Genomic DNA, 20330 nt, shown 5'->3' with positions numbered 1-20330 from the left:
AACCGTGCATCATCTGCTCCTCAGCTTGGCCACCACCCCGACGCCCCTGCCCACGCCAACGCTGCGTGAGGGGATCTCCGAGGACCAGGTGACCCCCGGCCTGCTGGGCTTCATCATGACGGCGTTCTTCGTAGTTGCCACCGCACTGCTGATCGTTGACATGGTCCGGCGCATCCGCCGCGTGCGGTACCGGGCGCAGGTGGAGGAGGACCGCATGGCTGCCGCTGCTGCGGCGGACGTTGAGGCGGCGGAGGCTGCCGAGGCGGGGGCGTCTGGCCAGCAGGCCCGCGGTGGCGCGGCGCAGGGAACGGCCGACGACGGGACGGACCCCGCACAGGACCAGCGTCCCTGACGCGCGCGAATTGGCTAGCCCCGCGCCTGCTTTGGCCGCGGCGTGCGGCTGCCCTAGCTGAGGACGGCCGTGGCGATGGCCGCGAAATGCGCGGCGAAAGCGACCACGGTCAGGGCATGGAACAGTTCGTGGAACCCGAAGTGGTGGTAGCTGAAGTTTGGTTTCTTGAGCGCATAGAAGACTGCCCCGGTGATGTACAGGATGCCGCCCACGCAGATCAGGACGGCAGCGGACACGCTGGCCTGGAAGAACTGCGGCAGGTAGAAGAGGGCGCCGCAGCCCAAGGCAATGTAGATGGGTACGTAGAGCCAGCGGGGGGCGTCCGTCCACAACAGCCGGAACAGTACCCCGAGGATGGCCCCTGACCAGATGACCCACAGCAGGAGGACTGCCTGCGGCCTTTCCAGGAGGGTCCAGGCAAGCGGTGTGTAGCTGCCGGCGATCACCAGCATGATGTTCGTGTGGTCCAGCCGCTTGAGGACGATCTTGACCCCGGGCGACCAGTTGCCCCGGTGATAGACGGCGCTGACGCCAAAAAGCAGCACGCCCGTGGCCGCGTAGATGGCTGAGGTGATTTTGCGGTCGGCCGTCGGCGCAAGGACCACCAGGACGATCCCGGCCGCCAGGGCAAGAGGGGCTGTGACGGTGTGGATCCAGCCACGCCATTTGGGCTTGATCATCAGGAGTTCGGCGAGCCGGACTGCGGCGTCGTCCATGGCGTTGTTTGTTGCGCCCTTTGCTGCGCCGTTTCCCGCGCCAGGACTGTCCTGTGGCTGCGGCGTCCGGGGGGCGTCCGGGGTGTCCCTGTTCATGCTCCCAGAATAACTTACGGATCAGTAAGTTACCGATGGGTAGGTTTGTGGGGAGGGCTGCCCCGGGCGGGTGGAACGGCCCCTCGGCGCTTCGGACGGTAGCCTAGGATGTGCAAGTACGTACAGCGAGGAAGTCAGGTGAGTGGACGCGTGGAGTTGCCCGGGTTCCTCTATGGCTTCTACGAGCGCAGGCTGCTGAAGGATCTTGCCCGCGACCGCATTCCCCGCCACATCGGCGTCATGGTGGACGGGAACCGCCGCTGGGCCAAACAGTTCAACGCGCCCACCAGCCAGGGCCACCAGGCCGGTGCCGACAAGATCCACGAGTTCCTTGGCTGGTGCCAGGAGCTCGGAGTCAAAGTGGTCACCCTGTACATGCTCTCCACGGACAACATGAACAGGTCCAGTGAGGAACTGGACCTGCTGATGGGTATTATCGCCAACACCCTGGACCGGCTGGATGAGGACGCCAATATCTCCGTCCACGCGATGGGTGCTCCGGAGCTTCTTCCGGATTACCTCGCCGAGCGGCTCAACAAGCTGACGGCACGCACCCCGGTGCTGGAGAAGATCCACGTCAATGTGGCGGTGGGATACGGCGGCCGCCGGGAAATTGTGGACGCCGTGCGTGAGCTCCTCCACGACGCCGTAGCCAAGGGCAGGGACATCGGCCAGCTTGCGGATGAGCTCTGCGTTGATGACATCTCGCGCTTCCTTTACACCCGCGGCCAGCCGGACCCGGACCTGGTGATCCGGACATCGGGGGAACAGCGCCTGTCCGGATTCCTGATGTGGCAGAGCGCCTACAGCGAGTTCTACTTCTGCGAGGCATTGTGGCCCGCGTTCCGCAAGGTGGACTTCCTGCGGGCCCTCCGCGATTACGCGGGCAGGCAGCGGCGCTTCGGCGCCTGACAGCTCCGGTTCATCACAAGTTCACGCCACCGCAACAGGAATCGCCGCGTAATGGTTGCGGAAATTACTTGGCGTGGATTTACGTTGTATCCATCAGCTGGCAAAACCGCCGGCTGATCGGGGAGGCCAGTACATGGAGCGAAACATCGCACCGGTTGTATGGGAGGCCGGACCCGGCCTCCTGGCCGAGCCGCCTCACCAATAACAATTCCGGGCTGGTGCCCGGGGCTGGAGTCGATGTGGCTACTTCTGAACATCTGCCCAAGGTCGTTTTGGACCAGGCAGAGAAAGCTACCTCTCGCGGCACGCGAGCCACCTCACGAACCGGTTCAGCAGCGGATGCTGCGGCCGGTTTTGCTGTCTCCGGAAGGGAATCGGCCATTAACACCTTCGTCATCGACACCTCTGTCCTGCTGTCAGACCCCCGCGCCCTGCTGCGATTTGCCGAGCACGAGGTCATTGTTCCGGTTGTGGTCATCACCGAGCTGGAGTCCAAACGGCACGACCCCGAGCTGGGCTATTTCGCCCGGAAAGCGCTGCGGCTCCTCGACGACCTGCGGGTGAAACACGGCGGACTGAACCAGCCCATTCCCATCGGTGACGACGGCGGCTCCCTCATGGTGGAGCTCAACCACATCTCCTCTGAGGTGCTGCCGCTGGGCTTCCGGAGCGGTGACAACGACAGCCGCATCCTCGCCGTCGCCAAGAACCTCGCCAACGAAGGCAGGAACGTCACGGTGGTGTCCAAGGACCTGCCCATGCGGGTCAAGGCCTCGGCCATGGGGCTCACCGCCGACGAATACCGCAACGAACTGGTGAAGGACTCCGGCTGGACCGGTGTTGCCGAGGTCGAAGCCAATGAGCAGGAGATCTCCACCCTGTACGGCCACGAGCCGGTGTTCATTCCGGCGGCGGCGGAAATGCCGGTCAACACCGGCCTTGTCCTGCTGTCCAACCGGGGGTCCGCCCTTGGCCGGGTGGGCCCGGACAAGCAGGTCCGCCTGGTCAAAGGCGACCGCGACGTGTTCGGCCTGCACGGGCGCTCCGCCGAGCAGCGGCTGGCCATCGACATGCTGATGGATCCCGCCGTCGGCATCGTGTCCATTGGCGGCCGGGCCGGCACCGGCAAGTCGGCGCTGGCGCTGTGTGCCGGCCTGGAAGCAGTGCTGGAACGGCGCGAGCACCGCAAGGTCATCGTGTTCCGGCCCCTCTACGCCGTGGGTGGCCAGGAACTTGGCTACCTCCCCGGTTCCGAATCCGAGAAAATGAACCCTTGGGCGCAGGCAGTCTTCGACACGCTCGGCGCCCTGGTGAGCCAGGAAGTGGTGGAGGAGGTCATGGACCGCGGCATGCTCGAGGTCATGCCCCTCACCCACATCCGGGGACGGTCCCTCCACGATGCCTTCGTGATCGTTGACGAGGCCCAGTCGCTCGAGAAAAACGTCCTGCTGACTGTCATGAGCAGGATCGGGCAGAACTCGAAGATCGTCCTCACCCACGACGTCGCCCAGCGCGACAACCTCCGCGTCGGCCGCCACGACGGGATCGCCGCAGTCGTCGAAACCCTGAAAGGACACCCGCTCTTCGGCCACATCACCCTGACCCGCTCCGAACGCTCGCCCATCGCCGCACTGGTGACAGAACTGCTCGAAGGCTAGTCCCGGTTTCGTAGCAAGGGCCGTGGTCAGGTTCGCCGGGCCACGGCCCTTTGCGTGTCCGTCATTGGGTTCGGTGGGCCAGCTTCCGTGAGGAGGACCTTGGCCTTTCGCCGTCGCTTAGACACCTCCCGCCGCGCCACTTCGGTCGCTGGGCGACCTGCGCAGCGCTCTGGTCGGCGATGCGCTCCTACGCGAAACACCAAGGTCCTCCTCGTACCTCACGCACAGCAGCGTCACAGTCCTTCTCGTAGGAGCGCATCGCGACGCATCGGGCACCGGAGGTCGCTCAGCGACCGAAGGTGCCCCTATGCGTTGTGTCTAAGCGACGGAGAAGGGCAGTGGCGCGGCGACTCAGCCACGGCTGCGCAACTAGGCGACGGCGAAGTGCTGGGGCCGGACGGACCCGGCCACGGCTGTACACCTGAGCGCGGAGAAGGTCTGCCTCGCGGCGCACTGGACCGCGGACACAGGCTCAGGTGACCTTGAGGAACTTCGCTGCTGCTTCGTGGCCTTTGACTTGTAGTTCCCAGTCGGGGCGCTTGAAGGAGCCCGGGGTGAGGCGGACGTGCTGGACTGTCTCGATTTGGGTGCCCCAGGCCTTGCGGGTGACGCCGTTGAACTCGTAGCCGAGGGAGCGGGAGACGCCCAGGGAGGCTTCGTTCCAGTCCGCTGCTTCGGACTCGGCTACTTCTGCGCCCAGCCAGTCGAACGCGTAGAGCACGACGGCGGCACGCATCTCCTTGCCCAAGCCGCGGCCCTGCACCGACTGCTTGAGCCATGATCCAGTGCTCACGGTCTTCAGCGCGGCGAAGTCCTTGGCACCGATGTCCTGGCAGCCGATCAACTCGTTCCCGTGCCAGATGCCCAGGAGGAGCGTCCAGGATTCCGGGGTGCACTCGGCGCGGCAGCGCCAGTGCCACTGCGCCATCCTGGGGCCGAGTTCTTCCAGGGGAGCTTCCGCCCACGCAGTGCTGAACGGGTTCCTCCCAGGCTCGTGAATGCCGCTATGCGCCGCTGCAACCGCCGCCGGGATCTCATGGTCCTGGATGGGACGGAGTTCCAGCCGCGGCGTGGCAAGGGTGAGGCCGAAGAGAGGCCAAACGGAGCTGAGCGTAGTCATCCGCGAAGCCTAGCCGAGAAACCGGGTGCTGGCCTGTCATGGTCAGGCGGGAACATCCCAGCTGATGTGCCGCCGGACGTCGGTGAGGTTCATGGATTCCGCCAGGAAGAGATCGTCCAGCATGTATTCGTCCACGGCAATGATGCGCAGCCAGTGGCCGTACTGGTCCGTTTCAGGTTCAAGGGAGCGGCTGGAGACACAAACGCCGGTACCCAGGTCCATCCTGACCCTGGAATGGCCCGGCATGCACAGCGGAGCGGCAGGATCCACCGGATGGTAGGCGGCGGTCGGGACCACCACAGCCTCAAGCGCCGGCCGGCCCTCATGCTCAACCCGGCGGACCTCCTGCACCTCCACAGGATTGCTGCCGGGAAACTCGAGGGGCACGGGGGCGTTGCCTGCGAGCTCCACCGGATCCAGCGCCGCGGAGAAGCGTCCATTGCCGAAGCCAGGCTCCCCGTAGGCCGCCTCGGGGCGCCGCCTGACCAGGCCGAAGTCGTCATAAACGGGCGTCACCAGATGGGGCGGCAGGAGCCATGATTTTCGTGTGGAGCTTATGTAGAGCCCGTCCCTGGAATCGTTGATGCCGGTGGTGCTGTGCAGGACCAGTCCCTCAGGGCTTTCCAGCCGCAGGGCTCCGGGGCGCCGCAGCCAGGCGCGGACCAGGGGAGCGGCAGGGCTGGGGGCTTCAGCGAAGGGCTCATTCCAGTACTCGAAGCGCAGCGACTGCCATTTCCAGGGCGAGGACCGGCACAGGTTCCGGAACATGGCTGAAAGGTCCGTGGGGGCAGCTCCACTGTCCGGATCCGGCTGGTGCCGGAAGTCCCACGTCGCCATATCCACAGTTTACGCGCGGGCGGTGGGTGGGCGCGTGGAAATCCAGTAGCATCCGAGGGTGATCCATCGACTGGGCGAACTATGGCAGCACACTCCGGCGGCGTTCTGGCTGGTGCTTGCCGCGTGCGCCTATTTCGCGGTGATGGCCGTCCGGCTCACCGTGATCGATGTCCGGCACCACCTGCTGCCGAACAGGATCGTTTTCCCGTCCTATGCCGTGGCCGGCGTCCTGCTCCTGGCGGCGGCAGCGTTTGCCGGAGAGCAGGGTCCTGCTGGTCCCGTCGCGGGCCTGGCATCCCAGCCGGTGCTCCGGGTAGTGGCCGGGGCCGCCATCCTGTGGCTCTTCTACTTCATCCTCCGGCTGGTCTACCCGCCGGGTATGGGCTTCGGGGACGTAAAACTCGCCGGGGTCCTGGGCATGTACCTCGGCTACCTGGGGTGGGGGCATCTTTTTGCCGGCACTTTCCTGGCCTTCCTTTTGGGCGGCCTCTGGTCTGTCGCACTCCTGGCTGCGCGCAGGGGGACGCTCAAATCGTCCATCCCCTTCGGCCCGTTCATGCTCGCCGGAACCGCCGCCGCGATGCTGCTGCCGGCCTGACCCGCAGCCGCAGCCGCACCGCAGCCGCAGGGGCCAGGGCGGGCGGGCAGGGCAACGCAGGCAGACGGTTCGGTAGGCTGGCACCATGCCTGCGCCTGACTACGTCCTGAAGCTCCGCAAGAAAATCGGCACGGACCCCCTGTGGGTCCCGGGAGTGCGGGGCGTGGTGATGGACGCCGGGGGCCGCGTGCTGCTGGCCCAACGGGCAGACAACAGGCAGTGGGCCCTGGTGAGCGGCATGCTCGAGCCCGGCGAGCAGCCTGCACGCGGGCTGGTGCGGGAAATCTTTGAGGAAACGGCGGTGGTGGCCGAACCGGAGCGCGTGGTGTCCGTGGGGGCCGTGGGTCCCTTTACGTATCCCAACGGCGATGTGTGCGAGTTCCTGGACGTTGTGTTCCTGTGCCGCTATGTGTCCGGAACTGCTCGGGTGAATGACGACGAGTCCCTGGCCGTCGGCTGGTTCGGACTCGATGAACTGCCTGAACTCATGGCCGGACACCTCACCAGCATCCACCGCGCCCTTGCGCCCGCCGAGGCCGCGCACTTCGAGCCCTGACCGCGCCACAGGGGCGCCGCAACCCCCAAGATTGCGGCGCCCCTGTGTGGTTCCTCATGCACTCCTGTGCCGCGGCGGGCAGGAGTACGACGGCGGTCAGCTGCGCTGGGAGACCAGCCCGCCGTCGTCGTCCTTGATGCTGTCCCCATCCCCAGCGTCCGGTGCCTTGTCCGCACCTGCTGCCGGCCCGGTCAGTGCCGCGGCCAGCCGCTCGGCTTCCTCGCCGCCCACGGCCTCGCCTCGGGCCACCATGCCGGCTGTCTCCGAGAGCGGGATCTGCTTCAGCGTGACGGCCAGGATGAGGGCCGCCGCGATGAAGGGGATCAGGTACCAGAACACCGGGGCCAGGGACTCGGCGTAGGCGGTGACGATGGCATCGCGCAGCTGCTCCGGAAGCTGGGCCAGTGCCTGCGGATCCAGCGTGCTGGTGGACTGGGCCGCCTGGTCAGCCGAGGCTCCGGCGCCGGTAAAGGCACTGGTGAGGGACTCCGAGAGCCGGTTGGTGAAGATTGCGCCGAAGACGGCCACGCCCATGGCGGCGCCCACTTCGCGGAAGTAGTTGTTGGTGCTGGTCGCGGTGCCGATCTGGTCGGCAGGGACGGAGTTCTGCACCACCAGGACCACGACCTGCATGATCAGGCCCAGCCCGGCGCCGAAGATGAACAGCTGGACGCAAATGATCCAGATGGGGGTACTGGCGGCGAGGGTGGTCATCCAGAGCATGGCGGCCATGGTCAGAGCCGCCCCGAGGATGGGGAACATCTTGTACTTGCCGGTCTTGGAGATGCGGATGCCGGAGTAGATGGACGTGCCCATCAGGCCGGCCATCATGGGCAGCATCAGCAGGCCGGACTCAGCCGCGGAGGTGCCCGAGGACATCTGCAGGAAGGTGGGGACGAACGCAATCGCGGAGAACATGCCCAGCCCCAGGGTGAAGCCGATGGCTGTGGCGTTGACGAAGATGCGGTTGCGGAACAGGCTCAGGGGAATGACGGGATCTTCGGCACGGCGCTCCACCATCACGAACGCGGCCGCGGAAAGGACCATGCCTGCGCCAAAGGCCCACGTGACCGGGGAGTCCCAGCCTTCGTCCTTCTTGCCGCCGAAGTCCGTGAAGAAGATGAGGCACGTCGTGGCGGCCGAGAGCAGGACGACGCCCAGGATGTCGATCCGCTTTTCTGCCCTCTTGTTCGGGAGGGTCAGGGTGAACCATGCGATGGCAAACGCTGCGATGCCGATGGGGATGTTGATGTAGAAGGCCCACTCCCAGGTCAGGTGGTCCACGAAGAAGCCCCCGAGCAGGGGGCCGGCCACGGCGGAGAGGCCGAAGACGGCACCGAGCGGGCCCATGTATTTGCCGCGGTCCTTCGCCGGCACGATGTCGGCGATGATGGCCTGCGAGAGGATCATGAGCCCGCCGCCGCCCAGGCCCTGGATGGCGCGGAAGGTGACGAAGCCCCAGAAGTCGGTGGCAAGGGCACAGCCCACGGACGCCAGGGTGAAGAGGGCGATGGCCGTAAGAAAAAGGTTGCGCCGGCCCAGCACGTCACCGAACTTGCCGTAGATGGGCATCACGATGGTGGTGGCCAGCAGGTACGCGGTGGTGATCCAGGCCTGGTGTTCCACTCCGCCCAGCTTGCCCACGATCGTCGGCATGGCTGTGGAGACAATTGTCTGGTCCAGGCTGGAGAGCAGCATGCCGGCAATGAGGGCGGAGAAGATGATCCAGATGCGTTTTTGCGTCAGCAGCAGCGGGCCGGCTGCTGCCCTGGGGCTGGTGGCGGTGCTCATGAGTGTCCTTCTGCGGGTACCGGGAGTTCGAATGGCTGTGAAAAGAGCTGGCTGGCGGCAGAGATGTTTTCCATCAGCAGCTCGGCGTAAGGGCGGGTGTTGCCGTCGGAGAAGTAGGCCATGCTGCTTTTCCGGGCGATCGTCCCCAGCAGGACCACAGCCATCTGCACCACGGGGTGGTCAGGTGCCACGCCTTCCCGCAGGGCGACATCCCGGGCGAACTGGGCTTCGCGCTGCTCGGTCACTCCGATGATCCTGAGGATCAGCTGCGGCTCCTTCTTGACGACGCCGATCAGCTGGCGGGTTTCCTCCTCAGAGGCGGCCATATGCTCGGACAGCCTCAGGGAAAGCCGGACGAGGTCCTGGAACAGCGTGGGGGAGATTTCCCCGGCGGGCGATGCGTTCCCGCCCGCAATGAATTCCTCCAGGACGTCCGCGGGAATGTCGTCGTCGATGTGGCCGAGGACGGCGTCTTCCTTGGTGGGGAAGTAGTTGAAGAACGTCCGGCGGGAAATGCCCGCCCGCTCGCAGACCTCCTCCACGGTGTAGCCGCTGAGGCCTCGTGCGGCGGTCAGCTTCCGGGTGATCGAGGTAATCGCGGCGCGGGTTGCTGCCCGTTTGCGCTCGCGGAGGCCGCCCTCAAATTCTGCACTATCAGTCACGAAGTAAAGTTTTGCACTAATACAACAACAGTGCAACTTTAAGGGGAGGGTGATGGAGTTTTTGTCCACGTATACAGGGTTGAGCTGCGGGGGGCGCCTGCGTATCTGGACAAAAACATCAAGGAACGACGGCGGCCGCCCACCTTCGCTTGGAAGGTAGGCGGCCGACGTCGTGCTTTAGCTGGGGCCTTTCGCCGGCGGACCGGCGGGGGATGGGATTAAGCCTTGTGGGCGGGAGCGGTCATCGTGGTGACATCCAGTGCCTTATCCAGGTCGGCTTCGGAGACCTGGCCCTCGCCGTCACCCACGAAGCCCAGCTTCTCGGTGGCCTGGCGGACGGTCAGGCCCTCCGCCACAGCCGTCTTGGCGATCTTGGCAGCGTTCTCGTAACCGATGTACTTGTTCAGCGGGGTCACGATGGACGGCGATGCCTCGGCCAGGAAGCGGGCACGCTCCACGTTGGCGGTGATGCCGTCGATCATCTTGTCTGCCATGACCCGGCTGGTGTTGGCGAGCAGGCGGATGGATTCCAGCAGGTTGGACGCCATCACCGGGATGCCGACGTTCAGCTCAAACGCACCGTTGGTGCCGGACCACGCGATCGCGGTGTCGTTGCCGATGACCTGGGCGGCGACCATGATGGACGCTTCGCAGATCACCGGGTTGACCTTGCCGGGCATGATGGACGAGCCGGGCTGCAGGTCCGGAATGGCAATCTCGCCAAGGCCCGTGTTGGGGCCGGAGCCCATCCAGCGGAGGTCGTTGTTGATCTTCATGAACGAGATGGCGATGTTGCGCAGCTGGCTGGACGCCTCGATCAGGCCGTCGCGGTTGGCCTGCGCCTCGAAGTGGTCGCGTGCTTCGGTCAGGGGCAGGCCCGTGTCCGTAGCCAGCAGTTCGATCACGCGCTCCGGGAAACCGGCCGGGGTGTTGATGCCGGTGCCCACTGCCGTACCGCCGAGCGGAACTTCGGCAACGCGGGGGAGGGAAGCGTTGATGCGCTCGATGCCGTAGCGGACCTGGGCTGCGTAGCCGCCGAATTCCTGGCCCAGGGTCACCGGGGTGGCGTCCATCAGGTGGGTTCGGCCGGACTTGACGACGTCCTTGAATTCAACGGCCTTGCGCTCCAGGGACTCGGCCAGGTAGCCGAGGGCGGGGATGAGGTCGTTGATCAGGGCGGAGGTGGCGGCAACGTGCACCGACGTGGGGAAAACGTCATTGGAGGACTGTGAGGCGTTGACGTGGTCGTTCGGGTGCACAACCTTGTCGCTGCCGGCCGCCTTGAGGGCGCGGGTGGCCAGCTCTGCGATCACCTCGTTGGTGTTCATGTTGGAGGACGTGCCCGAGCCGGTCTGGAAGACATCGATGGGGAAGTCGCCGTCGTACTTGCCGGTGGCTACCTCATCCGCGGCCGCCGCGATGGCCTTGGCCAGCTCGCCGTCGAGCACACCCAGTTCAGCGTTGGCCTGGGCGGCAGCCTTCTTGACCCGGGCAAGCGCTTCAATGTGCGCAGGTTCCAGGGTCTTGCCGGAAATCGGGAAGTTCTCCACTGCACGCTGCGTCTGCGCGCGGTACAGTGCGTTCACGGGGACGCGGACTTCGCCCATCGTGTCATGTTCAATGCGGAACTCTTCAGTGGAAGTCATGGGGCTAGCTTAGGACGCCCGGGCGCCGCACCGAAAACCGTGAACTGCTTGCTACACGCTGCCCGCCGAAGCCGTCTCAGCGAGCTGTCAGAGGTCGCCAATTCCGGAAACAAGGTTCGCGCGGCCCTCGGCCAGGCTGTACGACAGCCCGATCACGGCGGCCTTGCCCGAGCTAATTGCGTCGGAAATCACACGGGAGCTGTCCACCAGCCGTTCAGAGGTCTGCTTGACGTGCTCCACCACCATGTCGTTGACATCGGTTTGGTCGTTGCGCAGGGACGTCAGGACGGAGGGCGTGATGCGTTCCACGAGGTCCCGGATGAAGCCTGCCGGCATCTGTCCCGTCTCCACGGCTGACTTTGTGGCAGAGACGGCGCCGCAGCTGTCGTGCCCGAGGATGACGATCAGCGGCACCCCCAGAACGCCGATGCTGTATTCGAGGGACCCCAGGACGGCGTCGTCGATCACCTGGCCAGCAGTCCTGACCACGAAGACGTCGCCCAGGCCGACGTCGAAAATGATTTCCGCGGCGAGCCGGGAATCGGAGCACCCGAAGATCACGGCGAAAGGGTGCTGGTTTTCCACCAGCGAAGACCGGCGTGAGGCATCCTGGTTGGGGTGCGAGGTCTCACCGTTGACAAAACGTTCATTGCCTTCGCGCAGCCGGCGCCAGGCAAGTGCTGGGGTCAGGTAGGTAGTCACGCGCCTACCTTACGGGGCCGCGGCGGGGGAGGGCGAAACTGTGACAGCCGGGTTGCTCTCCAGGGATTTGACGACGGCGTCAGCGAGGGCTGCGAACTCGTCCAGCTGGGCTTCCCCGGACAAAACGACGGTGGTCCCGCGGTAGTCCAGCACCATGGACTTCTCGCCTTTGCCGGTGTCCCGAAGCTCCCATTCCTGCCCGCCGGCGTTCCGGGAACCGGTGACAGCTGCGTTGCGCGTCTGCTGAAGCAGCCAGGTGGGGTTCGCGTTCCTGGTCTGGACCAGGCCGATGAAGGACTCCTTGGGGGTCAGGTAACCAACTTCCCAGGTGGGTACGCCGTTGCCGGTTCCGGCCTCCCACCGGGCGTAGTTGGGGCGGAAGCTGTTGCCGGTCTCCGGCGCGACGGGTGTGAATCCTGCCACATCCGTGGCATTGCGCGAGACGGCCGCGACGTCGATGTCCGGGCGGTAGCCGTCGCTCTTGGGCAGCGGATTCATGAGGATGATGGGCAGGAACGCGGCAATGCTCACCACCAGGGCGATGATCATTCCGATGACCGAGGCGTTGGCGCGTTTGGCTGCGGCAGCCGGAATGACAGGCTTTACCGGCCCATTTCCTGCCGCGCCGCTGGACCCGCCGCTGCCCTCGGATCCGGCCGGCTCGGGGCTGGGACTGGTCTTTTCCTGCATGTCATTCACCCCTCTATAGTCGCCCATCCCGGCAGTCAACTTCCATTTGGGCCCCGCCGGCTCCTGCCGCCGTCGCCCGGTACATTGCGCGGGCGCGTCATCCGCCGCCCCGTTGAGCGGCTCGCGACTATGATCGGTAGCAGAGGAATCACCGCGCTGCTGCACCGGCGGGGCGGGTTTAATGATCGCCACTCGAAGAAGAGGTTCACGTGTCACCAGCGTCCATGACCCAGAAGTACTCCACGATTTCCCCGTCGCTTGCCGTAGGCATTGACGAGCCGGACCGCAACCTCGCCCTCGAGCTTGTCCGCGTGACCGAAGCCGCAGCTATTGCCGGGGGCCACTGGGTGGGCTTCGGCGACAAGAACAAGGCCGACGGCGCCGCGGTTGACGCCATGCGCTCCTTCCTGCAGACCGTCCACTTCAACGGCGTCGTGGTCATCGGTGAAGGCGAGAAGGACGAAGCTCCCATGCTCTTCAACGGGGAGCGCGTAGGTGACGGCACCGGCCCCGAGTGCGACGTCGCCGTCGACCCCATCGACGGAACCCGCCTGACTGCCCTGGGCATCAACAACGCCCTGGCCGTCCTCGCCGTGGCCGAGCGCGGCTCCATGTTTGATCCTTCCGCCGTGTTCTACATGGAGAAGCTTGTCACCGGTCCCGAAGCCGCGGACATGGTGGACCTCCGCCTCCCGGTCAAGCAGAACCTGCACCTCATCGCCAAGGCCAAGGGCGTCAAGGTCAACCAGCTCAACGTCATGATCCTCGACCGCGACCGCCACAAGCCGCTGGTGGAGGAAATCCGTGAAGCCGGCGCGCGCACCAAGTTCATCATGGACGGCGACGTCGCCGGCGCCATCGCTGCGGCCCGTACCGGGACGGGCGTCGACGCGCTGATGGGCATCGGCGGCACCCCCGAGGGCATCGTGGCGGCATGCGCCATCAAGTCCCTGGGCGGTGTCATCCAGGGCCGCCTCTGGCCCACGAGCGACGAAGAGAAGCAGAAAGCCATCGACGCCGGCCACGACCTGGAGCGGGTCCTCTCCACCAACGACCTCGTCTCCAGCGACAACTGCTACTTCGCGGCCACGGGCATCACCGACGGCGACCTGCTGAAGGGCGTGCGGTACTCCAAGGACAAGGTCCTCACCCAGTCCATCGTCATGCGCTCCAAGTCCGGCACCATCCGCTTCGTTGACGGCGAGCACCGCGCTGACAAGTGGGAAGGCTACGCCCGCAAGAGCTGACGCCCGGCGCGCTTTGAATGTCAGGCCCCCGGAGTGCGCAGCGCTCTCCGGGGGCCTGGCGTTTAAGCCGTTGGTATAGGGTTGAAGCCATGATTCCTGCTGTTGTGCCCTGTACTGACCGCGCCCTCTGGGACGACCACGTTGACCGGTTCCAGGGACATCCGCAACAGTTGTGGGGCTGGGGCGAAACCAAGGCCATGCATGGCTGGTCCGTGGACCGCGTGCTGATCAACGACGCCGGCAGCACGATCGGCTGCGCCCAGTTGCTGGTCCGCCGCCTTCCGCTTCCCTTCCGGGCTTTGGTCTACATTCCGCGCGGCCCCATGTGCGCCCCGGAACACGCGCAGGCTGTCCTGAACAGCCTGGCCGAGCATGCGGCTGTCCGCCACCGTGGAGTTGCCCTGAGCATCGAGCCCGACTGGGACCAGGACTCCGTCTTCGCGGGAGCCGTGGCTGCCGCGGGATTCCGTCCGTCCGCCAATACGGTGCTGATCCCGCGCACGCTGATCCTTGACCTCACCAGGAACGACGACGAGCTCATGGCGGACATGTCCAAGTCCACGCGTGCCAACATCCGCAAGGCGATGCGCAGCGACGTGGAGTTCCGCAAGGTGAAGAACGACACTGAACTGGAGCAGGTGCTCGCGATCTACCACGAGACCGCTGAACGCGCCGGGTTCGGGATCCACGAGGACCAGTACTACCGGGACATTTTCCGGAACATGGGGGACGGCTCACCCATCATCGGGGCGTTCGACGGCGAACAGCTCCTGGCGTTCGTCTGGCTCGCCAGGAGCGGCTCCACTGCCTTTGAGCTCTACGGCGGCGTGTCCGCGGAGGGACAGAAACAGCGCGTCAACTACGGCGTGAAATGGGCGGCGCTCCAGGCGATGCGGGAGGACGGCTGCCGCCGGTATGACTTCAACGGACTCCTGAACGACGGCATCTCCGACTTCAAAAAGCAGTTCGCCAAGCACGAAAACATGCTCCTGGGAACCTGGGAGAAGCCGCTTTCGCCGCTTTACCCCGCCTATGCCCAGGCCATGCCCCTGGCGCGCCGGGGACTGCAGACCGGGCGGCGCGTCCTGAAGGCCGCTGCCGGCCGGGTGCAGCCTGTGCTTCAGCGGCTGCGCCCCGGCAGCTAGCTGCACCCACCAGCTGCGCTGTGCAATGGGCGACGGCGGCACCCGCCGGGGTGCCGCCGTCGCCCTTTGCCGTTGCTGCCTGAAGCGCGCCGGCTGCTAAAGGCCGGTGGTCACGGCGAAAGCGAGTGCAGGCTCCGTGCTTCCGGCCACGGGGTGGACGTTGACCGGAGCTTCGGCGGCGGCCAGGAAGGCGCTGCCGCCGCGGGAGAGCTGCAGGTCGCCCTTGGGCGAGTCCAGGTAGATATCTCCGGCCACAACGATGACCACGGCCGCCCCGGACTGTGCCAGCGGAACGGGGGCTGCCCCAGGCGCGAGGTCGATGCGCTGGAGCTGGAATTCCTCGAACGGCGGGCGGAACACTTCCTGGTCCAGGACAGTCCGCTCGGCGGCAAGCCTGGGCACCGCAACAGGCTGGAAATCAACGGTGCGGAGCAGTTCGGGTACATCCACGAACTTGGGGGTAAGACCGCCGCGCAGGACGTTGTCCGAGGACGCCATCACCTCTACGCCGAGGCCGTGCAGGTAGGCATGGACATTTCCGGCCGGCAGGTACACCGCTTCGCCCGGTGCCAGTGAGACGCGGTTCAGCAGCAGGGAAATCAGGACACCTGGATCGCCGGGGTACTTCTCGTTGAGGCTAATGACGGTTTTCAGCTCGGACTCATAAGGGGCAAGGCCGGGCGCGGACAGGAGTGCTGCCACCACCAGCGCCGTATCATCGGCCACGGACTGGCCTCCGGTGATCAGGCGCTCGAAGGCCCTCCGGATGCCCTGGCCCTCATCGGCTGCATCAAGGTCCTCCTGCAGCGCTCCGACCAGGGCCGGAACCCCGGCTTCGCTGGAGCCGCATGCCGAGGCCACGTGTGCCAGGATCTGCCGCGTTTCCGGAGCCGGGCGGAACCCGCACAGCGCCTCAAACGGGGTCAGGGCGAGAATCATCTCGGGTTTGTGGTTGTCGTCCCGGTAATTGCGGTTCGGGGCGCCAGCCGGCACACCTTCCGCGTTTTCGCGGGCAAAACCGGCCCGCGCCTGTTCCAGGCTGGGGTGTACCTGCAGGGAGAGTGGCTGGGCTGCGGCGAGGATCTTGGCAAGGAACGGAAGCCTGGGGCCAAAGCGGGCCACTGATTCCGCTCCGAGGAAATGGCCCGGATCGCGGGAGATCAGGGCATCCAGCGGCGTCGCCGCTCCGTCCCCGGGGATGCGGGCGGTGGACGGTGAATCGGGGTGCGCGCCGATCCACAGTTCGGCTTCCGGGCGGCCGGACTCGGGCCGTCCCAGGAGGGCCGCGATGGCCGTCGTCGAACCCCAGGCATAGTCGCGCAGGACGTTCTCAATCTCGTACAAAACCGGTTCCGTTCCCTAGGTCTGCTGGATAATGTGTGCGGCTACAGCGGCGCGCACTGGCCGTTGGTTGCCACGAGCTCGGCGATTGCCTGCTCGTTGCCCTCGAGCTTGAGCTGGGTCAGCATCTCTTCGGTGATCAGCTCGCCATCCGGCGTGGTGGTTACCGGAGTGAAGTCCGACGGCGCGGGCGACTGCTGTGCCCGAACGGCGCCGGCAAGGGGGAAGACGCCGGAGGCCCTGGCTGCCGCGGCCTGGACACGGCCCGGTGCGGTGCCCGTTTCCACCATGGTGTCGTCCTGCACGCCCGCCTGGGGCGAGGACGCGGAGGCCAACAGCTGGTCCACGCGCTCGTGGATCTCATCGAAGTTCGGAACCGTGGAGAACGAGGCGTCAAAGTCCGGCGGGCCGATGGTGAGCCGTCGGACCTCCTGGCCCTTGGCCTTCATGGCAAGGTCCACGAAGCTGCCAAGCTGCGAGGAGGAAATGTTGGAGTCCACCACCTTGGTGCCGGCGTCGGCGATGTCCTCGAACTTGGCCAGCAGGGTGGCCGGGTCCAGCTGCTTGAGCATGGCCTGCTGCACGCACTGCTGGCGCTGGATGCGCGAATAGTCGTCCACATACTCCCGCGACCTTCCGTACCACAGTGCCTGGTTGCCGTCGAGGGTTTGTTCACCGGCCGGAATCCAGCCCAGCGGCATGCCGTGGGTCTGGCTGAAATCGTCGAAGTAGCCGCTCATGGGAACCCAGCCGCCGGCTTTGATCCTGATGCCGCCCATCGCGTCGATGAGCCGGGAGAAACCGTCCATGTCCACCAGGACGTAAGCCTGCACCGTGATTCCAAGCGTCCCGGAAACTGCCTCCAGGGTGGCCTGCGCCCCGGGGTCGGCCACGCCGGGGTAGAGGTCGGCGTACTCGTTCGTCACTTCGGTGTTGATGGCGTTGATCAAGCACTCATCACCGCAGTCGTAGCCGTCGGGGTAGATCGCCCGCATGGGGGAGTCCTCACTGAACTGGGCATTCTGGAGGTTCCGGGGCACTGAGATGATGGCGGTCTGCCCCGACTCGGCGTCCACGCTGAGGACGGAAAGGCTGTCCGGGCGCCTGCCCGTGCGGTCCTCGCCTGCATCCCCTCCCATCATCAGGAAGTTGTAGCGGCCTTCCACGGGATCAATGCTGGGGCCGGAGGAGAAGATGCTGCCGATGGCGTTGCGCCCCACGTTGAGCAGGTAGGCAGCATAACCAAGGGACCCGCTGCCCAGGACCATGGCCAGTACCAGGGCTATGCCGACTGCCGGCCGTGCCCGGGGTGCCAGCAGTATGGGGCGGATGAGCCGGAGGGTGTTGAGGAACAGCAATGCCCAGGCCACGGCCAGGGCTGCCAGCAGGACGACGATGACCAGTGAAGCGAAGGGGCTGGTGATGAGGTTGATCAGCAGGGTCCGGTTGAAGAGCAGCAGGAGCACGGCGGCAGCCACTGCCGCCCAGACGACTAGCGTTACGCGCAAAGCGGCGCGCCCGAGTCTGCGGTCGCCGGCCACGATCTGGGCGCTGCCCGGAACCAGGAGGGTCAGGAGGATCAGGACAAAGGCCCGTTTTGTGCGTACCGGGGAGGAAGCGCTGGCAGGGTAACGGACCGGGTCCGTCATGGACGTGCCGGGGGCGGTCTGCTGCACTTTGCTGCTGGACATACGCGCCGCCTAGCGGCCGCCCCGCAGGGCGCCGTTGCCGTCCGCAAACACCTCGGTGACTTTCTGGCGCAGGTTGGCACCCTTGCGGGCCGCAACCGCGTTGAGGTCTGCTGCAAAATCAAGGAGGTCCGCGCGAAGCGACGCTGCGAGCTCGTCCGTGCCCGCAGCGAGTATCCGCACGGCCAGGAGCCCGGCGTTGCGGGCCCCGGCGATGGACACGGTGGCCACCGGAACGCCGGCGGGCATCTGGACGATCGACAGCAGGGAGTCCATTCCGTCCAGGGTTTTGAGGGGAACGGGGACGCCGATGACCGGGAGCGGGGTGACACTGGCCAGCATGCCCGGCAGGTGGGCTGCGCCGCCGGCCCCGGCGATGATGACCCGCAGCCCGCGCTCATGGGCCGTCTGCCCGTAGCGGATCATTTCGGTGGGCATCCGGTGGGCTGATACGACGTCGGCCTCGAAGGGAATGCCGAACTCCGCCAGCGCATCCGCCGCGGCTTCCATGACGGGCCAGTCCGAGTCTGATCCCATGACCAGTCCAACCAGCGGTGCGGCCTCCGAGGCGGCGGCGGGAGTGGTTTGGTCGCTCATGGCTTCTCCTCGAAAGTGCTTGGCAGTTCTTCTGCCGGTCCCCGGCCGTCGCGGATGATGCTTGCAACCATCGTGGCACGGCGGCGGACGGAATCAACGTCTGCGGTGGACGAACCCACCAGGTTCACGTGGCCGATCTTGCGGCCCGGGCGGACGGACTTGCCGTAGCAGTGCACCTTTGCGGCAGGTTCACTGGCAAGCGCCATCGGGTACGCGGAGAACAGGTCCTGGTTGTCGCCGCCCAGGAAGTTCTTCATCACCACCACGGGGCCCAGGACGTCGGTGGCGCCCAGGGGAAGGTTCAGTACCGCCCTCAGGTGCTGCTCGAACTGGCTTGTCACCGAACCGTCCTGCGTCCAATGCCCTGTGTTGTGGGGTCGCATGGCAAGTTCGTTGATCAGGAACCCTGCGCCCACGCCGGGGGTCTCGAACAGCTCAACGGCCAGCACTCCCGTAACGCCAAGCTCGCCGGCGATCCGGAGGGCAGCGTCCTCTGCGGCAGCAGCGACCTCCACCGGGATATCCAGGGCAGGAGCAATCACTTCATCACAGACACCATCCACCTGGATGGTGTGCACCACCGGCCAGGCGCGGGCTTCGCCGTCGGGCGTCCTGGCAACGAGTGCCGAAAGCTCCCGGGTGAATTCCACCTTGGCCTCGGCGAGGAGGGGGCTCATGGCCTCAAACCACTCGGTAGTGTCAGCGGCTTCTTCCGCCGAGGCGACGATCCTGACGCCCTTGCCGTCGTAGCCGCCGCGCGGCATCTTCAGCACAACCGGCCACCCTGTCTCCTCGCCGAAGCTGACCAGGGCAGCGACGTCGGGGATGGAGGCCCATGCAGGGTTGGGAAGCTCCAGACGGTCGATGGCAGCGCGCATGACCAGTTTGTCCTGGGCGTTCACGAGTGCATCAGGCCCGGGCTGGACGTTGACGCCGGCGTCCTGCAGTGCGCGGAGGTGGTCCGTCGGGACGTGTTCGTGGTCGAAAGTCATAACGTCCAGGCCTTGGGCAAAGTCCAGGAGCGTCTGCAGGTCCTTGTAGTCGCCCACCGGAGAGGAGGGCACTGCCGATACGGCGGAGACGTCCTCCCCTTCGACGAGGACACGGAGTTCGAAGCCGAGTGCTGTTGCGGCCGGGGCCATCATTCGGGCAAGCTGGCCGCCGCCAACAACGCCTATTACTGGAAAAGTCACGTAGGCCAGCCTACCGAAGACCGTCCGGTATCCCGCGTTCCGGTCCGGCGGGCCGGGAGTATTTCGGCGCCTCGAGTACCCCTGTAAGGCCGTTGGGACGGCCCGCTCACAGGTTTGGGGGCTAAAATAGCCTGTGGCCCAATGGCCCACAGTTCACACAGCCATGGAGGGCCATGTTCACCACACTTGCAGACCGTATCCGGGGGCTCGCCTCGCTGTTTTGGCGCGAAGTGGCCAAGTTCGGAGCCGTGGGCGGTGTGGCCTTCGTGATCGACAACGGACTCACGTACTACCTGATGCACGGCCCGATGACCGACAGTGAGGCCAAGGCGCGGTTTGTCGGCGCCTCCGTGGCCACGGTCTTCTCCTGGATCGCCAACCGGCTCTGGACGTTCCGGCACCGCCGGCAGGCCAACGTCCTCCGGGAATTCCTGATGTTCGTCCTCATCAACGGAATAGGCATCGGTATCTCCACGGGCTTCACCGCCCTCGCGAAATACGGGCTGGGCGTCACGGACAAGAACATGCTGTTCCTGGCCGGCGTGGCAGGCATTCTTGTGGCTACCGTGGTCCGCTTCTTCGCGTACCGGTTCCTGGTTTTTAACCAGGAACTGGACCAGGAGCCGGAGTTCTCGCACGACCACGAGCTCATCGAGCTTCACCACCACCACAAGGAGCAGGGCCCGGGGGTGGAGCGCGAAGCGGAGCGTGCACCTTCGAGGGACGGCCGCGCCAAGCCATAGCTGGACAGCTCAAGGCGGACAGGTTGGCCGCAGTGGGCCC

At 65.9% G+C, this 20330-nt stretch carries 20 protein-coding genes; 8 read left to right on the top strand and 12 right to left on the bottom strand.

Going from position 1 to position 20330, the window contains the following annotated elements; all coding sequences use genetic code 11:
- The first annotated feature begins 4 nt into the window (after window positions 1-4).
- Window positions 5-352, top strand: coding sequence for a hypothetical protein (locus tag WHH00_RS12965; protein WP_406633339.1), 348 nt, complete (start codon window positions 5-7; stop codon window positions 350-352).
- A gap of 53 nt (window positions 353-405) precedes the next feature.
- Here the strand turns inward: WHH00_RS12965 and WHH00_RS12960 are convergent, their stop codons facing one another.
- On the bottom strand, window positions 406-1068 hold the full coding sequence (locus WHH00_RS12960; RefSeq protein ID WP_350006159.1) for a hemolysin III family protein: 663 nt from the start codon (window positions 1066-1068) through the stop codon (window positions 406-408).
- Window positions 1069-1314: 246 nt separating this feature from the next.
- Between WHH00_RS12960 and WHH00_RS12955 the strand changes: the two genes are divergently transcribed.
- Together WHH00_RS12955 and WHH00_RS12950 are read left to right on the top strand one after the other, a co-directional pair.
- Window positions 1315-2076 (top strand): isoprenyl transferase, encoded by a 762-nt coding sequence (locus WHH00_RS12955; protein WP_231457770.1) that lies wholly within the window; start codon window positions 1315-1317, stop codon window positions 2074-2076.
- A 239-nt stretch (window positions 2077-2315) separates the two neighbouring features.
- Complete coding sequence (locus WHH00_RS12950; RefSeq protein WP_406633337.1) at window positions 2316-3734, top strand: PhoH family protein; 1419 nt, start codon at window positions 2316-2318, stop codon at window positions 3732-3734.
- Window positions 3735-4206: 472 nt separating this feature from the next.
- Here WHH00_RS12950 and WHH00_RS12945 read toward each other — a convergent pair whose 3' ends face one another.
- Both WHH00_RS12945 and WHH00_RS12940 read right to left on the bottom strand, forming a co-directional pair.
- On the bottom strand, window positions 4207-4854 hold the full coding sequence (locus WHH00_RS12945; protein WP_406633335.1) for a GNAT family N-acetyltransferase: 648 nt from the start codon (window positions 4852-4854) through the stop codon (window positions 4207-4209).
- Window positions 4855-4896: 42 nt separating this feature from the next.
- On the bottom strand, window positions 4897-5691 hold the full coding sequence (locus tag WHH00_RS12940; protein WP_406633333.1) for a hypothetical protein: 795 nt from the start codon (window positions 5689-5691) through the stop codon (window positions 4897-4899).
- Window positions 5692-5749: 58 nt separating this feature from the next.
- Here WHH00_RS12940 and WHH00_RS12935 point away from each other — a divergent pair, with 58 nt between their 5' ends.
- Both WHH00_RS12935 and WHH00_RS12930 read left to right on the top strand, forming a co-directional pair.
- Window positions 5750-6289, top strand: a complete 540-nt coding sequence (locus tag WHH00_RS12935; protein WP_406633331.1) for a prepilin peptidase — start codon at window positions 5750-5752, stop codon at window positions 6287-6289.
- Between the two features lie 85 nt (window positions 6290-6374).
- On the top strand, window positions 6375-6845 hold the full coding sequence (locus WHH00_RS12930; protein ID WP_406633329.1) for an NUDIX hydrolase: 471 nt from the start codon (window positions 6375-6377) through the stop codon (window positions 6843-6845).
- 96 nt (window positions 6846-6941) lie between these two features.
- On the opposite strand, the gene WHH00_RS12925 is transcribed toward WHH00_RS12930, so the two are convergent.
- From WHH00_RS12925 to WHH00_RS12905, 5 genes are all read right to left on the bottom strand, one after another.
- Window positions 6942-8636, bottom strand: a complete 1695-nt coding sequence (locus WHH00_RS12925) for an MDR family MFS transporter (RefSeq protein WP_406633327.1) — start codon at window positions 8634-8636, stop codon at window positions 6942-6944.
- The gene (locus WHH00_RS12920; RefSeq protein WP_406633325.1) at window positions 8633-9298 is read right to left on the bottom strand and encodes a TetR/AcrR family transcriptional regulator; all 666 of its coding nucleotides are present in this window, start codon (window positions 9296-9298) and stop codon (window positions 8633-8635) included. Before WHH00_RS12920 ends, WHH00_RS12925 begins: the two co-directional genes overlap by 4 nt.
- A 218-nt stretch (window positions 9299-9516) precedes the next feature.
- A complete protein-coding gene (locus WHH00_RS12915) occupies window positions 9517-10944 on the bottom strand; it encodes a class II fumarate hydratase (protein WP_406633323.1) in 1428 nt (475 codons plus the stop codon).
- Between the two features lie 87 nt (window positions 10945-11031).
- Window positions 11032-11646, bottom strand: a complete 615-nt coding sequence (locus tag WHH00_RS12910) for a carbonic anhydrase (protein WP_406633321.1) — start codon at window positions 11644-11646, stop codon at window positions 11032-11034.
- Window positions 11647-11655: 9 nt separating this feature from the next.
- The gene (locus WHH00_RS12905; RefSeq protein WP_406633319.1) at window positions 11656-12336 is read right to left on the bottom strand and encodes a DUF4245 domain-containing protein; all 681 of its coding nucleotides are present in this window, start codon (window positions 12334-12336) and stop codon (window positions 11656-11658) included.
- A 224-nt stretch (window positions 12337-12560) separates the two neighbouring features.
- On the opposite strand from WHH00_RS12905, the gene glpX reads away from it, so the two are divergent.
- Together glpX and WHH00_RS12895 are read left to right on the top strand one after the other, a co-directional pair.
- Window positions 12561-13583 (top strand): class II fructose-bisphosphatase, encoded by a 1023-nt coding sequence (gene glpX / locus WHH00_RS12900; protein WP_174175542.1) that lies wholly within the window; start codon window positions 12561-12563, stop codon window positions 13581-13583.
- Between the two features lie 89 nt (window positions 13584-13672).
- Window positions 13673-14728, top strand: a complete 1056-nt coding sequence (locus WHH00_RS12895) for a peptidoglycan bridge formation glycyltransferase FemA/FemB family protein (RefSeq protein WP_350003809.1) — start codon at window positions 13673-13675, stop codon at window positions 14726-14728.
- 96 nt (window positions 14729-14824) lie between these two features.
- Here WHH00_RS12895 and manA read toward each other — a convergent pair whose 3' ends face one another.
- The 4 genes from manA to WHH00_RS12875 are packed head-to-tail and all read right to left on the bottom strand — an operon-like array spanning window position 14825 to window position 19547.
- On the bottom strand, window positions 14825-16072 hold the full coding sequence (gene manA / locus WHH00_RS12890) for a mannose-6-phosphate isomerase, class I (protein WP_406633316.1): 1248 nt from the start codon (window positions 16070-16072) through the stop codon (window positions 14825-14827).
- Window positions 16073-16113: 41 nt separating this feature from the next.
- Complete coding sequence (locus WHH00_RS12885; protein WP_406633314.1) at window positions 16114-17760, bottom strand: LCP family protein; 1647 nt, start codon at window positions 17758-17760, stop codon at window positions 16114-16116.
- 9 nt (window positions 17761-17769) lie between these two features.
- The gene (purE, locus tag WHH00_RS12880) at window positions 17770-18354 is read right to left on the bottom strand and encodes a 5-(carboxyamino)imidazole ribonucleotide mutase (RefSeq protein WP_231457274.1); all 585 of its coding nucleotides are present in this window, start codon (window positions 18352-18354) and stop codon (window positions 17770-17772) included.
- Window positions 18351-19547 carry a 5-(carboxyamino)imidazole ribonucleotide synthase gene (locus tag WHH00_RS12875; RefSeq protein ID WP_406633312.1) on the bottom strand — a complete coding sequence of 399 codons (1197 nt, stop codon included), beginning with the start codon at window positions 19545-19547 and terminating at the stop codon, window positions 18351-18353. The genes purE and WHH00_RS12875 overlap by 4 nt, the downstream gene beginning before the upstream one ends.
- 173 nt (window positions 19548-19720) lie before the next feature.
- Between WHH00_RS12875 and WHH00_RS12870 the strand changes: the two genes are divergently transcribed.
- Complete coding sequence (locus WHH00_RS12870) at window positions 19721-20290, top strand: GtrA family protein (RefSeq protein ID WP_350003805.1); 570 nt, start codon at window positions 19721-19723, stop codon at window positions 20288-20290.
- Window positions 20291-20330 lie beyond the last annotated feature (40 nt).

It is taken from the genome of Pseudarthrobacter quantipunctorum (assembly GCF_045291495.1).
GTDB lineage: Bacteria > Actinomycetota > Actinomycetes > Actinomycetales > Micrococcaceae > Arthrobacter > Arthrobacter quantipunctorum.
Note: the sequence above shows the minus strand (reverse complement) of the source record. Positions and strands in the feature narration are given on the sequence as shown.

Bases quoted from the DNA above. Each gene is read 5' to 3' on its own strand.
- WHH00_RS12960 (WP_350006159.1), bottom strand. From the start codon at position 1,068: ATGGACGACGCCGCAGTCCGGCTCGCCGAACTCCTGATGATCAAGCCC.
- WHH00_RS12945 (WP_406633335.1), bottom strand. From the start codon at position 4,854: ATGACTACGCTCAGCTCCGTTTGGCCTCTCTTCGGCCTCACCCTTGCC.
- WHH00_RS12940 (WP_406633333.1), bottom strand. From the start codon at position 5,691: ATGGCGACGTGGGACTTCCGGCACCAGCCGGATCCGGACAGTGGAGCT.
- WHH00_RS12930 (WP_406633329.1), top strand. From the start codon at position 6,375: ATGCCTGCGCCTGACTACGTCCTGAAGCTCCGCAAGAAAATCGGCACG.
- WHH00_RS12925 (WP_406633327.1), bottom strand. From the start codon at position 8,636: ATGAGCACCGCCACCAGCCCCAGGGCAGCAGCCGGCCCGCTGCTGCTG.
- WHH00_RS12915 (WP_406633323.1), bottom strand. From the start codon at position 10,944: ATGACTTCCACTGAAGAGTTCCGCATTGAACATGACACGATGGGCGAA.
- WHH00_RS12905 (WP_406633319.1), bottom strand. From the start codon at position 12,336: ATGCAGGAAAAGACCAGTCCCAGCCCCGAGCCGGCCGGATCCGAGGGC.
- glpX (WP_174175542.1), top strand. From the start codon at position 12,561: ATGACCCAGAAGTACTCCACGATTTCCCCGTCGCTTGCCGTAGGCATT.
- WHH00_RS12895 (WP_350003809.1), top strand. From the start codon at position 13,673: ATGATTCCTGCTGTTGTGCCCTGTACTGACCGCGCCCTCTGGGACGAC.
- WHH00_RS12885 (WP_406633314.1), bottom strand. From the start codon at position 17,760: ATGTCCAGCAGCAAAGTGCAGCAGACCGCCCCCGGCACGTCCATGACG.
- purE (WP_231457274.1), bottom strand. From the start codon at position 18,354: ATGAGCGACCAAACCACTCCCGCCGCCGCCTCGGAGGCCGCACCGCTG.
- WHH00_RS12870 (WP_350003805.1), top strand. From the start codon at position 19,721: ATGTTCACCACACTTGCAGACCGTATCCGGGGGCTCGCCTCGCTGTTT.